Source organism: Aeromonas sp. 2692-1 (genome assembly GCF_013085505.1).
GTDB classification, from domain to species: domain Bacteria; phylum Pseudomonadota; class Gammaproteobacteria; order Enterobacterales; family Aeromonadaceae; genus Aeromonas; species Aeromonas hydrophila.
In genome coordinates this window covers 4,735,953-4,750,875 of the sequence record NZ_CP038513.1, presented here as the reverse complement: position 1 = coordinate 4,750,875, position 14,923 = coordinate 4,735,953, and the positions used below count along the sequence as shown (strand labels likewise).

General features: G+C 63.8%; 13 protein-coding genes. 6 read left to right on the top strand and 7 right to left on the bottom strand.

The features are described from left to right. Nucleotides 1–12 precede the first annotated feature (12 nt). Nucleotides 13–1,374 (bottom strand): endonuclease/exonuclease/phosphatase family protein, encoded by a 1,362-nt coding sequence (locus E5E97_RS22150; RefSeq protein WP_171281110.1) that lies wholly within the window; start codon nucleotides 1,372–1,374, stop codon nucleotides 13–15. Between the two features lie 141 nt (nucleotides 1,375–1,515). On the opposite strand from E5E97_RS22150, the gene E5E97_RS22145 reads away from it, so the two are divergent. The 5 genes from E5E97_RS22145 (at nucleotide 1,516) to E5E97_RS22125 (ending at nucleotide 7,257) form a co-directional block, all read left to right on the top strand. Next, on the top strand, nucleotides 1,516–2,352 hold the full coding sequence (locus E5E97_RS22145; protein WP_011707055.1) for a patatin family protein: 837 nt from the start codon (nucleotides 1,516–1,518) through the stop codon (nucleotides 2,350–2,352). Between the two features lie 556 nt (nucleotides 2,353–2,908). Beyond that, on the top strand, nucleotides 2,909–3,883 hold the full coding sequence (locus E5E97_RS22140) for an L-tyrosine/L-tryptophan isonitrile synthase family protein (protein ID WP_016351701.1): 975 nt from the start codon (nucleotides 2,909–2,911) through the stop codon (nucleotides 3,881–3,883). Nucleotides 3,884–3,893: 10 nt separating this feature from the next. Continuing rightward, entirely contained in the window at nucleotides 3,894–4,769 is an 876-nt protein-coding gene (locus E5E97_RS22135) for a TauD/TfdA family dioxygenase (RefSeq protein WP_171281109.1), read from the top strand. Further along, on the top strand, nucleotides 4,769–6,052 hold the full coding sequence (locus E5E97_RS22130) for a glycosyltransferase (RefSeq protein ID WP_171281108.1): 1,284 nt from the start codon (nucleotides 4,769–4,771) through the stop codon (nucleotides 6,050–6,052). Before E5E97_RS22135 ends, E5E97_RS22130 begins: the two co-directional genes overlap by 1 nt. 278 nt (nucleotides 6,053–6,330) lie before the next feature. Continuing rightward, nucleotides 6,331–7,257, top strand: coding sequence for a L,D-transpeptidase family protein (locus E5E97_RS22125; RefSeq protein ID WP_011707051.1), 927 nt, complete (start codon nucleotides 6,331–6,333; stop codon nucleotides 7,255–7,257). A gap of 75 nt (nucleotides 7,258–7,332) precedes the next feature. Here E5E97_RS22125 and E5E97_RS22120 read toward each other — a convergent pair whose 3' ends face one another. The 4 genes from E5E97_RS22120 to fldB form a co-directional block, all read right to left on the bottom strand. Further along, nucleotides 7,333–7,725: a VOC family protein gene (locus tag E5E97_RS22120; RefSeq protein WP_171281107.1), complete on the bottom strand. Its 393-nt coding sequence runs from the start codon at nucleotides 7,723–7,725 to the stop codon at nucleotides 7,333–7,335. 175 nt (nucleotides 7,726–7,900) lie between these two features. After that, nucleotides 7,901–9,241 (bottom strand): TldD/PmbA family protein, encoded by a 1,341-nt coding sequence (locus tag E5E97_RS22115; RefSeq protein ID WP_171281106.1) that lies wholly within the window; start codon nucleotides 9,239–9,241, stop codon nucleotides 7,901–7,903. Next, on the bottom strand, nucleotides 9,241–10,641 hold the full coding sequence (locus tag E5E97_RS22110) for a TldD/PmbA family protein (protein ID WP_171281105.1): 1,401 nt from the start codon (nucleotides 10,639–10,641) through the stop codon (nucleotides 9,241–9,243). Before E5E97_RS22110 ends, E5E97_RS22115 begins: the two co-directional genes overlap by 1 nt. A gap of 311 nt (nucleotides 10,642–10,952) precedes the next feature. Next, on the bottom strand, nucleotides 10,953–11,471 hold the full coding sequence (gene fldB / locus E5E97_RS22105) for a flavodoxin FldB (protein WP_011707047.1): 519 nt from the start codon (nucleotides 11,469–11,471) through the stop codon (nucleotides 10,953–10,955). A gap of 187 nt (nucleotides 11,472–11,658) precedes the next feature. Here fldB and xerD point away from each other — a divergent pair, with 187 nt between their 5' ends. Continuing rightward, nucleotides 11,659–12,558, top strand: a complete 900-nt coding sequence (gene xerD / locus E5E97_RS22100) for a site-specific tyrosine recombinase XerD (RefSeq protein ID WP_139392072.1) — start codon at nucleotides 11,659–11,661, stop codon at nucleotides 12,556–12,558. Here xerD and E5E97_RS22095 read toward each other — a convergent pair. Both E5E97_RS22095 and mscL read right to left on the bottom strand, forming a co-directional pair. After that, nucleotides 12,555–14,093, bottom strand: a complete 1,539-nt coding sequence (locus E5E97_RS22095) for a sensor domain-containing diguanylate cyclase (RefSeq protein ID WP_171281104.1) — start codon at nucleotides 14,091–14,093, stop codon at nucleotides 12,555–12,557. The two genes, xerD and E5E97_RS22095, sit on opposite strands and share 4 nt — an antisense overlap. 196 nt (nucleotides 14,094–14,289) lie before the next feature. Next, nucleotides 14,290–14,697 carry a large-conductance mechanosensitive channel protein MscL gene (gene mscL / locus E5E97_RS22090; protein ID WP_017409264.1) on the bottom strand — a complete coding sequence of 136 codons (408 nt, stop codon included), beginning with the start codon at nucleotides 14,695–14,697 and terminating at the stop codon, nucleotides 14,290–14,292. Between the last annotated feature and the right edge of the window lie 226 nt (nucleotides 14,698–14,923).

The following is a 14,923-nucleotide window of genomic DNA, read 5'->3' as shown; positions in this document are numbered from 1 at the left end:
TCTGCGTCACTGTCACAGTTTGAAGTCGACCCACACCAGGCGGTGATCCGAGCTGACCCCCTTGGCGATGCCCAGCTTGGCGTCATACACCAGGTGGTAGCCCGGCTCGAAGCTGGCCGGCCAGAACACGCCGGAGGCGACCGCGTTCAGGTTGGCGGAGGGCAGCACGTGGTCGAGCTGCAGGCCGCTGCTGCTGGTGATGCGCTCCGGGGTGGGGCGGTTGTTGTTGCGCTTGCACTGATCCGGCTGGCTGGCGAGGCACTCGGGGCCGCCCTGGCTGACCGGGATCAGGGCGCCGTTGGTGACCGCCTGATTGACCAGCACATGGTTGTGCAGATCCTGAATGGCGGTGAGATCCCCATCGCCAATCTGGGGATCGGCATTGAGATCACCGGCGATGACGAACTTGGCACCCTCGGCCAAGCCACCCGCCTTGCCGGCGTCATCCACCATGTAGCTGGCGGTCTCTACATAGTCCTGCCAGAAGGCGACTTCGGCCCGGTTGTGCTTGACGTTGTGGCGCGCCGCGTTGCCGAAGATGGGCGGAGTCGGGTGGGAGATGAGGAAGTGGATCACCTCCTCCTTGTTACCGCTCTTGATGCGCACCGGCACGTCGGCGTGGTTCTTGGACGAGAGCGGGAAGGCCTGCCAGGCGGCGTCGTCATACCAGGCATCGCCGCACTGGCGGCCGGCCGGGATCGGCGCCTTGGCATTGTTGCAGTCGTCGATGACGGGGTTCACTTCGCCCGGCATGTCCTTCCACTTGAATTTCTGGAAGGTGCGGATCTGCTTGGTATCGATGGGGTACTGGGACATCACGGCGAAGGCGTATTGGCCGTGGTAGTTGCCAAAGCCCCAGGCGTCGTCCGGCCCGTTGTTGACCTTGCCGTCCAGGTTGAGGTCATGGCCGCTCATCAGGCCGGTGTTGGTGGCGAAGTTCTGCAGCACCGGGTAACTGATGGCCTTCACCTCGTCGTGCTGGGCGTGGGCCAGGTAGTTGTCGTTGAAGGCTTTGAGGTCCGTGGTGTCGCTGCCATTGCCGTCATTGTCGAATTCGTTGAGCAGGAACACGTCCGGCCGGGTGCGCTGGATGATTTCGGCGATGTTGCGGATCTGCTGCACGTCGAGGGCCTTGGTCTTCTCGGCGCCGCTCAAGGTGCCGTCGGCGAGGCGTGCCAGCAGGGCATCCTGCTCGGTGCGACTGAGGGCCAGTTCACCGGCGAGCATGCCGGCGGCGGTGCGATCGAAGGAGAGGTTGAAGGTAGCGAAGCGAACCATGGGGGTCGGGGTCTCGGGGTCATTTTGGCTGTTACAGCCTGCCATCAATCCGAGGGAAATGGCAGCGGCCAGTAGGGATTTGCTGATATTTTTCATTGTAATATTCCGTAGCATCAATAAGTTATACCTTGCTCATGGGGAGCGAAGGCGTGCCCATTATAGGGATCCCGGCCGGCAGCCGGGCTCTGAATGGGCCAAAGTGTGAGACCATTCACAGAGCAAAAACGGGGAGGTGAGATGAGTCGGCGACAGACGGCCCTGGTGGTCGAGGGGGGCGCCATGCGCGGCATTTTCGCCGCCGGGGTGCTGGATGCGTTTCTGGCCAAGGGCCGCACGGCATTTGATCACTGCATCGGCGTATCGGCCGGGGCGGTCAATCTGGCGGCCTTTCTGGCCGGTCAGCAGGGGCGCAACCACAACGTCATCACCGACTACTCCTGCCGCCCCGAGTTCATCAACCTGGCCAAGTTCTTGCGCGGCGGCCACTGGCTCGATCTCGACTGGCTGTGGGCGATCACCATCCGCGAGTGCCGGCTCGATCTGGCGCGCTTTGCCGCCAACCCGGTGCCGCTGACCGTGGTGGCCACCCGGGTAGCGGACGGTCAGGCCGCCTACCTCAAGGCCAACGCCGCCGAGCTGGAGCAGCAGATCAAGGCCTCCTGCTCGGTGCCGCTGGTCTACCGGGACTTCGTGCGCATCGACGGGGAGGCCATGACGGATGGCGGGGTGGCCGACTCCATTCCGGTGCGCCACGCCTATGAGCAGGGGGCGCGCGACATCACTGTGGTGCTTTCCCGGCCGTTGGGCTATCGCAAGCGGGCGCCGCGCCTGCCAGCCCTGCATCGCTATCTGCTGCGCGAGACGCCAGCCCTGGCTCGGGCCAGCCTGTCGCGTCATCAAAGCTACAACGATGCCATCGACTTCATCCGCCAGCCGCCGGCCGATTGCCGCATCCGGGTCATAGTGCCGCCGGCGGGTTTTCGGGTCGGCCGAATGACCACAGACAAGGGGCGGCTGGAGCAGGGTTACCAGATGGGCTGGCAGGCGGCCCTCGACTACCTAGGGAGCGCTTAGGCGCTCTGTGCACACCATTGCGGCCCCGGTCGGGGCCGCCACCATGAAAGCGTATGGCGATGGCGCAGCAGATCTGCGACGCGTCATTTCGCCCGCTCATTCCCCCCCTTGCGCGGCGGTGGCTGCACTCCGTTCGTCTGCTTAATATGTAGCTGGATAATTATTTGCGATATTTACAGCGAAATGGTCAGGATTGCCGCCATGAAAAAATATCACTATTAAGTTGTGCTAAATAATCCACGAGTCAATTTTTGACTGAATAATAAAGCGGTTGGGGAACTTTTCTGATTGGTGATATTTGATACGCATCAATTTAAATGAAATCTGTTTTTATTCATATGCATAGTTCAGCTTAACTTATGCGAAATAGATTATTCGCTGCGGGTTGAATCTGTTTACATCAATGGCGAATTGATAGCCTGACTTCATCTCGGCTACTGTCCCCTCTCGATTCGTTTGGGTAGCAAACGGATACAAAAATAATAACGACAGAGACTGGACGCATTGATAAAGAGTCATCTTTATTGATTTTAATCCTGCCAAAGGAGCCGGAATAATGAGTGGTTTATCTTCCCGTCATATTGCCCAAAATATATTTGCCGAGCTGTTGCCTTATCGCCGCCGCTTCCCCGATCCCATTCTGGATCGGCAGCAGGAGGAAGCAGAGGTGGCCGCCATCCAGATCCCCCGTCTGCAGGCCTTCATCGAGCGGGGCGAGACCATCACCTGCGTGCTGCCCGCCTTCCCCACCAAGTCGCCCAATCCGAACAAGGTGCTGGGCACTCTGCCGGACATGGCGGAGCGGCTCTCCCTCAGCTTTCTCAACCACCTCTGCCAGCGCATTCAGCTGCACTATGCGCCCGGCATGCGGATCCTCATCTGCTCGGACGGCCACGTGTTCGGTGACCTCATCCGGGTGGCGGACCCGGCCATCGACGCCTATCAGGCCCACATCGAGCAACTGATCCTGGAGCTGGGGGCGACCCACCTCGGGGTCTTCCACCTGGGGATGGTGGCGGGCATGGCCGAGTTTTGCGCCAGCCGCGACTTCGACACCCTGCGCGAACAGCTGGTGGAGCGTTATGCCGAGCCGCTGGCACAGATCACGGAAGAGGTGAGAAGCACCGAGGAGGGCATTCGCCTCTATCGGGCCATGACCCGCTTCCTCTATGAAGACAGCCAACTGCCGGATACCCCGCTCTCCAACACGGCGTTGCAGCGGGATGCCAAGGCGCGCACCCATGCGGTGATCCAGCGCAGCCGCGCCTGGGGCAACCTGCTGGCGGAGCGCTTCCCCGAGGCGATCCGTCTCTCCATCCACCCCCAGGCGAGCCACAGCCTGAAGATGGGCATCCACATGCTGCCGACCCGGGATGACTGGCTCACCCCCTGGCACGGGGTGGCGGCCAACCTGGATGGCCAGTTCGTGCTGATGAAGCGGCGCGACGTGCTGGCGATGGAGCATGAGCTGGTCCATATCCACGGCCGTCCGAGCCACTACCTGATCAACGGCAAGCAGGCCGCCGCCTGAGGAGTTTCCCATGACTGCATCCATCGTTACCCTCGGCGGCGAGCGCTGCCGCATCCTGCCACAGGCCCCGTTCGGCCTGCTGATTGAACCGGCCCGCAACGCCCAGCCGGTGCAGAGCCTGGCTATCGAGACGCTGCGCGAGCTGGCCCGCCGCCACGGCGTGCTGATCCTGCGCGGGTTCGAGTCAGGCTTCACCGATCCCGAGCGGCTGACCCGCTACGGCGAGGAGTGGGGCGAGATCATGATGTGGCCCTTCGGCGCCGTGCTGGACGTCAAGGAGCACGAGAACGCCACCGACCACATCTTCGACTCCAGCTATGTGCCGCTGCACTGGGACGGCATGTACAAGCCGACCCTGCCCGAGTTCCAGCTGTTTCACTGCGTGCACGCCCCGGCGGCGGACGAAGGGGGGCGCACCACCTTCATCAATACCCGCCAATTGCTCACCGAGCTCGACGGCGAGCGGCTGGCCCGCTGGGAGCGGGTGCACATTACCTATCGCATCAAGCAGGTGGTGCACTACGGCGGCCAGGTGCGCTCGCCGCTGCTGGTGCCCCACCCGGTGAGCGGCGAGACGGTGCTGCGCTACAACGAGCCGCCGCGCGAGGGGGTACGTTTTCTCAACCAGCATGCCCTCGAGATTGAGGGGGTGGCCCCGGCCGAGCAGGCTGCCTTCCTGCAGGATCTGCACCAGCGGCTCTACGACCCGCGCTACTTCTATGCCCACCAGTGGCAAGGGGGGGACGTGGTGATCGCCGACAACCTCGGCCTGCTGCACGGCCGCGAGGGGTTCACCGCCCGCTCGGCCCGCCACATCCAGCGGGTCCACATCCAGGCCAGCCCGGTCTGCCTCAACCCGGCGCTGGCGCCGCAAGGGGCGGCGTGATGGCGACCATTTTGCTGGCGGCCACCGCCACCCCGGGCCACGTCAATCCCATGCTGGCGGCGGCCCGTCTGCTGGTGGCGCAGGGGCATAGAGTGCTGATGCTGTGCGGCGCCCTGTTCGAGCAGCGCATCCGCGCAACCGGTGCCGAATTCGTGCCCTTCGCCCCCGAGGTGGACTTTGACTACCGGGCGCTGGAGCGGCATTTTCCCGAGCGGGCCAGCCTGAGCGGCACCGCCCAGATGGCGCTGGCACTCAAACGCTTCTTCGCCGCCCCCATGGCACAGCACGACCGCCATCTGCGGGCGCTGATCGCGGCAGAGGGGGTGGATCTGCTGCTGGTAGAGAACGGCTTCTACGGCGTGCTGCCGCTGTTGCAGCAGGGGGACGGGCGGCGCCTTCCCATCCTGATGCTGGGGGTGAACCCGGTCTCCTTCTCGAGTCCGGATGCCATCTTCTACGGCCCGCGCATTCCTCCCGAGCTGCGCCGCTCCCTTGGTGAGCTGCTCTGGCTCGACGAGCCGACCCGGCAACTGCAAAGGGAGGTTCAGCAGAGCTTCGATGCCGCGCTGGTCGAGGCGGGGGCGCCGCCGCTGACGGTTCCCTTCACCGACGTGATGGTGACGGCCCCCGATGCCTTTTTGCAGCTCTCCTGCGCCGGCTTTGAATACGAGCGACCGGAGCTGGAGGGGGTGATCCGCTATGTCGGCCCGCTGCAGCCACCCCGGATTGAGCTGACGCCACCGCCCTGGTGGGAGCGGCTCGATGAGCGGCCGCTGGTCATCGTCAGCCAGGGCACCCTGGCCAACGTGGATTTGGGGCAACTGCTGTTGCCGGCCATGCAGGGGCTGGCCGGCGGCGAGCTGCAACTGCTGCTGACCACCGGCGGGCGGGATCCGGCACTGCTCGGCGCCGCCGTCCCGGCAAATGCCATCGTCACCGAACACGTGCCGTTCGAGCTGGCGCTGCCCCGCGCCGCCGTGCTGGTGACCAACGGTGGTTATGGCTCGGTGCAGGCCGCGCTGGCCCACGGGGTGCCGCTGGTGGTGGCGGGCACCGGGGAGGACAAGGCGGAGGTGGCCACCCGGGTGGCGTGGAGCGGCGCCGGCATCAATCTGCACAGCAACGAACCGACGGCGGACGCGGTGGCGGCGGCGGTGCGCAAGCTGGTGCACGAGCCGCGCTATCGGGCCAGGGCCCGGCTGCTGGCCGACGAGATGGCTGCGCTCGATGCCCGCGCCGCCATCGCCGGGACGGTGGCGGCCCTGCTCGGCGGGCAAGGGTGATCCCGTGATGAAACAGGGAGGCTCGATGGCCTCCCTGTTGTTCAGCTTGCGCTCAGTTTGTGGCTGCTAGGGTGGCAAGGGTGACAAGAGGCGGCGTCAGCGGCGCCGGATGCGCTTTTTCATGCAAAAAGAGCGATCCCGACGTTGAATTTTTGGCCGACTCAGGAAAGAATGCGCGCTCGGTAATCGACCTCGGACGCAAGGTGACTCGTCACGGGCCAGACCGAGGATGAAATGGCCGTCGGCCAACTTGGTACAGGAAACCACACAGGAATTTTATGAATCCCCTTCGCACTGCCGCTTCGGCTCTTTTATGTACTCTGGCGCTGGTCAGCCAGCAGGCCGCCGCCGTTGAATACCAGCTGCCTGCAGCCAACAGCCGTCTGATCGGTGAGAACCAGGAGTACGTGGTACCCGCGGACAACCGTCCGCTGGAGCAGATCGCCTCCGACTTCCAGTTGGGTCTGACCAACATCATGGAAGCCAACCCGGGTGTCGACCCCTACCTGCCCAAGGCGGGCAGCAAACTGGTCATCCCCCATCAGCTGATCCTGCCCAACGCTCCCCGCGAAGGGATCGTCATCAACGTGGCGGAGATGCGTCTCTACTACTACCCGAAAGGCAAGAACGTGGTGCAGGTGCTGCCCATCGGCATCGGCCAGCTGGGGGTCAACACCCCGGAAAACTGGATCACCAAGGTGGAGCGCAAGCGCGCCAACCCGACCTGGACCCCGACCGAGAACATCCGTCGCCGCTACGCCGCCCAGGGCAAGACCCTGCCGGCAGTCTGGCCGGCCGGTCCGGACAACCCCATGGGTCTGCACGCGCTCTACATCGGCAACCTGTACGCCATTCACGGCACCAACGCCACCTTCGGCATCGGTCTGCGGGTGAGCAGCGGTTGCGTGCGTCTGCGCGCCGACGACATCAAGTACCTGTTCGACAACGTGCCGGTCGGCACTCGCGTCCAGTTCGTCAACCAGCCGGTCAAGACCACGGTCGAGCCGGATGGCGGTCGCTACATGGAAGTGCACGAGCCGCTGTCACGCAACGAGGAGGAGTTCAACTCCACCGCCTCCGTGCCGCTGCCTATGACCCAGGCCACCACCCGCTTCATCGCCCACATGGACAGCGACTCCAATGTGGTCAAGCAGGTGCTGGAACAGCGTACCGGCATGCCGACCCGTCTCAACCCGCAGGTTTGATGACCGGGAAGACTGGCTAATGCACAACGGCGACCATGAGGTCGCCGTTGTTGTTTCTGGCTTTGCCACCGGTCATCAGCTGGCGGGGGGCGCATAGAGGGCCAGCCAGTTGCCCTCGGTATCTTCGATGATGACCCGGGAGCCATGGCCGCTGCCGATGCTGTGCAGGGGCTCGAGCACCCGTCCGCCGATCTTGGGCACCAGCTGTTCAGCCTCCTGCAGACGCTCGCCAAGGGCGAGGTAGATGAGGGGGCCCGTGTGCCCCGGCTGGTGGTACTTGTCCATGGGGCCGAGACAGGCCGCCGCGTTGTTGCCATCGTGGCGCAGCATGGCGAAGCGGATCTCCTCCTGTATCGGCGTGACCGGCACGTCGAGCAGGGCCGAGTAGAAGGCCATGGCGCGATCCAGATCCCGTGTCGGAATGTCGGCCCAGACCAGGGTATTGTCCATCTTGGTGATCTCCAGCATGTTCCGGCCGATGCGACCGGCGGCTCTGTTCCTTGCTGACGGCCTCTCGCGGCAGCTCGCAGGCAGCTTCCTAGAGGTTAGGAGCAGCCCATGAGGGGCGCCAGAGCTAAAAAAGCGGCGCCTGATGGCGCCGCTTTCGGGTGGGGAACTGGAGGTTTTTTCCCTCGATATACAGTTACTTGCCTGCGATGCTCAGACCGCCGAAACGAATAAGAGGCGCATAGAAGCTCTTGCCATCGTCGTGGTGCAGCACGTTGGCGACCGCTTCCAGCTCACCCAGCAGGCGATAGAAGTTGCCCGCCACCGTGATGCCGCGCACCGGTGCCACCCGCACGCCGTCCCGGCACAGGAAGCCGGAGGCGCCGAACGAGAAGTCGCCGCTCACCGCATCGGCGCCGGAGTGCAGGCCGTCCAGCTTGACCAGCTCCAGATACTCGCCGCCTTGCGCCTCGGCCTCGCTGTGGGGGCCGAGCCCGAACACCAGGTGGCGCGGGCTGACATCCAGTGCACTGCGGGCGCTGCGCGCCGCCGAACCGTTGCTGGCCAGGCCAAAGTGGTGGGCGGTGGCGCTGTTGTGCAGCAGGGTTTTGAGCTCCCCTTCGCCGATCAGCAGCAGATCCCGGGTGGGGGCACCCTCGCCATCGAAGGCCTTGATGTGCATGCCGCCCGGCATATAGGCCCGGCTCTCCAGGGTGAGCCAGCGGGAGGCCACCGACTGGCCCAGCTTGTCGCGCCAGGGGTTGATCCCCTGCTGGGCCCACTTGCCCGACAGCGCGGCCTGGAAGCAGCCGAACAGGCTGGCCAGGGCATTGGTGTCGAAGATGGCGCTGTAGTGGCCGCTCGGCACCGCGTCCCCCGCCAGCAGGCCGTCGGCCACGGCGTGGATCTGGCGGATGAGGGTCTGGCTGTCCAGCGCATCGAAGCGGCGCTCATACTGCCCCTGAGAGAACATGGACTGACGGCCGTCGCGCTCGATGAGGGCGGAGCTGTAGCAGCCGACGCTGAACGCCTGATGCTGGCAGAGGCTGCCCTGGCTGTTGGCGAGCCACAGCCGGCCCTCTCCCTCGAAGAAGCTGTTGTAGGGGGCGCCGGTCACGTCCGGCAGCGCCAGCATGTCCGACTCGAGCCGCAGGGCCAGGGCAATCTTCTCCTCCACTGGGGTGGTGTCAGGCTGATTGATCTCGGCGCAGTCGGTGGCGAGCCGGCTCTGCTGCACGGCGATGGTCTGATCCGGGTCCACCTTGGCGAAGCGGCTGGCATCCAGCGCATCCTGCAGCATGGCGGCCAGCGCCGACTGGTCGAGGGACTCCGAATAGGCGATGCCGACCCGGCCCTCTTTTATCAGCCGAATGCCGATCTGCTGGCTGCTGGTGACCTTGTATTCGCTGAGCTCGCCCTTGTCGGCCTTGAGGGAGAAGGCCTTGTCCTGGTTGGCGATGATGTCGGCTTCGGCACCGAGATCGGCGACCTGGTCCAGCAGGCGGGCAAGCAGTTGGTTCATATCGAGTTGGCTCATCAGGCGTTCCCCCCCACCAGAATGTTGTCAACCTTGAGCGGTGGCTGGCCGACCGAGGCGGGAATGGAGCCTGAGACCGAGCCGCACATGCCGGCGGAGAGGGCCAGATCGCGCCCCACCATGGAGATCTCCTTCAATACCTGCGGGCCGGTGCCGATCAGGGTGGCCGACTTGAGCGGCCGGGTGATCTTGCCCCCCTCGATGAGGTAGGCCTCCTGCACGTTGAAGTTGAACTCGCCGGTGCCGGGCTGCACCGAGCCGCCCCCCATCCGTTTGGCATAGATGCCGTGTTCCACGGTCGCCAGCATCTCGTCCAGGCTGTGATTGCCCGGCTCTATGTAGGTGTTGCGCATGCGCGAGGCCGGCGCGAACTTGTAGGATTCGCGCCGCCCGGAACCGGTACGGGCGTAGCCGGTGCGCAGGGCCCCCATCCGGTCCACCAGGAAGCCGGTGAGTACGCCATCCTTGATGAGCTGGGTGTGCTGGGTCGCCATTCCCTCGTCATCGACGTTGATGGAGCCCCAGGCGTTGCCCTGCAGCCCCTCGTCCACCGCGCTGACCGCCGGATTGGCGATGAGCTGGCCCATCTTGTCGTGGAACACCGAGGCCTTCTTGGCCACCGAGGTGGTCTCCAGCAGGTGGCCGCACGCCTCGTGGAAGATGACGCCGCCAAAGCCGCTCTCCATGATGACCGGCAGCTTGCCGCTCGGGCAGGGGGCGGCCCCCAGCTTCACCAGCGCCTGGCGGGTGGCGGTGAGGGCCAGCTCGCGGGGATCCACGCCGGCGGCGTGTTCCCAGCCCATCATGGCGCCGGGGGCTTCGTAACCCACGCTCTGTTCGCTGCCAAGGGCGGCGATGGTCTGGGCCATGATGCGGTTGTAGTGACGGCGATCGCTCACCTGTCCCCCTTCGCTGTTGAAGATCTCCACCTCCTGCTCCCAGCCCAGCACGTTGCCGGCAAACTGGCTCACCTTGGTGCTCTCGGCGCGGGCCGCAGCATCCATGGTGTGCAGGTAGGCGATCTTCTGTTCCAGCAGCTTGTCGGCCGACAGCGGCAAGGCCACCGGGTTGCGATCGCTCAGGCGACTGAAATCGAAGGCGGTGGCGGTCACCACGGGGTCACGCCGGTCCTTGGCCGCCAGCAGGCTGACGATGCGCAACAGCTCATCGCGGCTGGCCAGGTTGGTGTAGCCGTAGAGCACCTTGTGGCCGTAGCACAGGCGCACGCCGATGCCGAAATCGAGGCCGCCGCTGATGTTTTCTATCTGGCTGGAGAGCAGGCTGAGCTGGCTGCGGCGCTTGCGCTCTACAAACAGCTCGGCGAAGTCGGCACCCAGCGCCAGCGCGTGATCGAGCACGTCGCGAGCGATGGCAGGGGCCAACAGGGAGAATGGGGTCATAGAATTTCCTTATTCTGGTCTGTCCGTTTGCTTCCGATACCCGGCTGTGATTGTTATGGGGTACCGTTTCCATTGTTGCAGACCAGCACAAAAAAGTCGCTATAGCGTCATGCGATGATACCGATTGAGAAAATCGGTGCGATTTATGCGCCCGGCGGCCCGAAACCGGGGGCGGCAGTCAGGGAAGCGTCGCAGCTGACGTTTGTTCAAGGGGGCCTTTCACCAGGCCTTTTTCGTCATGCCGTGCGGGGAGAGGGCGATGGCTGGGGGCCATCGCCACTGGTGTCAGGCAACCCTGCGTGGCTGCTGGCTCACAGCAGCTCGTGGATTTCGCTCAGGATCTGGTCGACCCACTGCTCGATGCGGGATTCGGTCTGGTCGTACTGATTGGCGTCGTCGAGCGCCAGCCCGACGAAGTGACGGCCATCGTCGATCAGTGCCTTGGAGGCATCGAACTCGTACCCCTCGTTGGGCCAGTAGCCCACCAGCTTGACTCCCTTGGGGACCAGCTGATCGTGCAGCAGGCCGAGGGCATCCTGATACCATTCGCCGTAACCCAGCTGATCGCCCATGCCGAACAGGGCGATGATGCGGCCTTCCAGCTCGACATCCTGGATGTCTTCCCAGCGGGATTCCCAGTCTTCCTGCAGCTCGCCGAAGTCCCAGGTGGAGATGCCCAGGATCAGGATGTCGTACTCCTGCATGAGGGTGAGGGGCACATCCTTGATGTTGTGGAGATCAACCAGCTCGGGGCCAATGAGGGCGCGGATCTTCTCGGCGGCCATCTCGGTGTAGCAGGTGGTAGAGCCGTAAAACAAACCTATCTTCATCGCTCTTCTCTTGATCGCAGTCGGCAATGGGGGCGGGCAACCGCAGGGTGGCGCCCGGGGGAGGGCGTCAGTCTAGCAGATTGCCCGGCGCGCTTCACCGCCTGGCGGGCGATGGACAACGGTAACTTGCGGCGGCGGTGGGTCGGCACGTTACAATGGGCCATGTTTCCCCTGAGCGCGGCGCACCATGAGCAAGTCTGAATCCCATCCCCTGATCGAGCCGTTTCTGGACGCCCTCTGGCTGGAGCGGGGTCTCTCCGACAACACGATCAGCTCCTATCGCACCGATCTGGAAAAATTCTCCCTCTGGCTCGACGAGCAGGGTGGCTCCCTGCTGCTGGCGGGGCTGGATGACATCCAGCACTATCTCGCCTGGCGGGTGGACCAGCAGTTTGCGGCCAGCAGCACGGCCCGCTTTCTGTCGGCCCTGCGCCGTTTCTATCAGTACCTCAACCGGGAGAAGCTGCGCAGCGACGACCCCACCGTGCTGCTGGAGGGGCCCAAGCTGCCCAAGAAGTTGCCATCGGATCTCAGCGAAGCCGAGGTGGAGGCGCTGCTGCAAGCGCCGCAGGTGGACGAGCCGCTGGAGCTGCGGGACAAGGCGATGCTCGAGCTGCTCTACGCCACCGGGCTGCGGGTCTCCGAATTGGTGGGGCTGACCGCCGAGCATGTCAGCCTGCGCCAGGGGCTGGTGCGGGTGGTCGGCAAGGGCAACAAGGAGCGACTGGTGCCCATGGGAGAGGAGGCGGTGCACTGGCTGGAGCGCTACTACCGGGAGGCGCGTACCCTGCTGCTCGGCGGCACCAGCTCGGACGTGGTGTTCCCCTCCAAGCAGGCGCGCATGATGACCCGTCAGACCTTCTGGCACCGCATCAAGCTCTATGCCCAACGCGCCGGCATCCAGGGCGAGCTCTCGCCCCATACCCTGCGCCACGCCTTCGCCACCCATCTGCTCAACCATGGCGCCGATCTGCGGGTGGTGCAGATGCTGCTGGGTCACGCGGATCTCTCCACCACCCAGATCTATACCCACGTGGCCAACGAGCGGCTCAAGGCGCTGCACGGCCAGCACCATCCGCGCGCCTAGGCCAGAGAGAGGCGGTCCTTCCCTTCCTGCTTGGCGCGATAGAGGGCGGCGTCCGCCTGGGCAAGCACCTGGGCGGGGGGCGCGTCCAGCGCCTCGGCCAGCCCGCCGCTGAAGGTGACGGTCAGGCCGGGCTCGCGCCAGTTCTGCTTGCCCATGGCGCGGCGCCACTGCTCCATCTGCTGATGGGCCTCCTTCAGCCGACCCTGTTCGAAGATGGCGACCAGCTCCTCGCCGCCAAAGCGGCAGAGGGTAGCCTTGCCCTCCAGCAGCTTGCTGCCGAGGGAGGCGGTACGCCTGAGCACGCTGTCGCCGACGGGGTGGCCATATTTGTCGTTGATCTGCTTGAAGTTGTCGATGTCGATGATGGCCAGCACATAGGGGGTATGCTGCTGGTGCAGCTCGACCAGCAGGGTGTCCATGTAGCGGCGGTTGTAGAGCCCGGTCAGGGCATCGCGCTGGGCTTTTTCGCTCTCGGCCTGCATCTGGTCGGAAATCATGGTGATCTCCTCTTCCAGCTCTTCGATACCCGGAATGCGAGGAATGATGAGGGGCTGGCCCGGCGGGGTGATCCGCAGCTGGCGTACCACCTGCACCAGCATGCCGATGGTGTTTTCCAGGCGCTGATGGAAGATGACGGCCACCAGTATGTACATGGTGAGCGAGAGGAGCAGCCCGACCATCATGGTGGGCAGCAGCTCCTTGATGACGAAGGAGTTGCTGAACGGGTAGATGATGATGACCCGCCAGTTGGGGTTGTTGGTCAGGGTGTAGTAGGCGATCAGCTCGTCATTGTCGCTCAGCAGGGAGCCACTGCGTCCCTTGAGTTCGGCCAGCCGCTCGTCATCAAGCGGGGCGCCATTCTTGAGGGGATCGCTGTGGGCTACCACGCTGTGGTTTTTCATGTCGTACAGCAGATAGCTTATCTGGCGCCCTCCCTGCAGCAGCCGGCCAATCCGTTGCGATATCTCCGACAGGTCGATATCGATGCCGATCACCGCCAGCAGCTCCCCCTGCCGGTTCAGTACCGCCCGTGACAGGGTGATGACGGGGACGTGCTGAATGGCGTCGAGGTAGGGGGCACTCCAGACGTTGATACCGGGGGTCTTGATCGCCACCTGATACCAGTAGCGCCGGCTGGCATCGAACGAACCGGGAATGGGCAGATGGGCGAAGTTGACCAGCTTGTTGTCCCGCTGCACATAGTAAAGCCCCTTGAGCATGCTGCCGGTGCGGCTCAGTTGCTGCCACACCTGGTGATGGCGCTGGCTGAGCACGGGGGGCAGGATGCCGTCATTGAGCTCGAGATCCGCCGCCAGAATGTTGATCTGTGCATCGACGGAGGCCAGTGCGCCATCCCACTGCTGGGCTGAGCTGTTGCTGAAAAACTCGAACCGGTTGCGCATCGTCTCCTGTTGCTTGGTGACGAACAGATAGCCGCTGCCGGCAGTCAGCAGCAGCAGGGGCAGGGCGAGCAGCAGCAGATATCGCAGGATGAAGCTGTGATGGGGCCTGGCTGTCACTGTGAGGGGGGGCATGATGGCGACTCCGGTAGCGAATGCGGTTCGGTTAGGCTCGATATTACGCCCGTTCTGTCGGGCCGGGAGGGTGGGTGGCCCATTTCGTGATGGCAGGGGCCTTCATGCGTCTTGCTGGTTGCCCTCAGTCTAACTTCTGGTATCAAAAAAACCGCCAGAAGGCGGTTTTTTTCGAATACACGACAGGAGCTGGCGCTTATTTTCCCTGCTGGGATTTGAGCAGATCGCGGATCTCGGTCAGCAGCTCCTGATCCTTGGTCGGGCCGGCCGGGGCCGCTTCCTCTTCCTGCTTGCGCTTGAGGGTGTTGATGGCCTTCAGCCCCATGAAGATGGCGAAGGAGATGATCAGGAAGTCGATGATGGTCTGGATGAACTTGCCGTAGGCGATGACCACGGCCGGGGTGCTCCCCTCGGCGGCCTTCAGGGTCACGGCGAGGTCGCTGAAGTCCACGCCCCCCAGGATCAGGCCGATGGGCGGCATGATCACGTCCCCGACGAAGGAGGAGACTATCTTGCCGAAGGCGGCACCAATGATGATACCGACCGCCATGTCGATGACGTTGCCTCTGGACGCAAAGGCCTTGAACTCTTGAATCAGACTCATTTTCCCCTCCAAAAATGGGCAGGGTACGGCCAGCGCCGCACCGGTATTTAAATAATTAAAGCTTCAGGAAAACAGAGGATGACCGTCGTGTTTCCTGTCGTCCCGGTTAGCTTGCTGGGCCTTTGCCCGATTGGCAACCTGTCAGATCGGGATTTTTTGCGGTCCTTGCTATTAATAAATCGGTAATTAAGCGGTTGAGTAGAGAATATTCACTGAGTTACCTTGT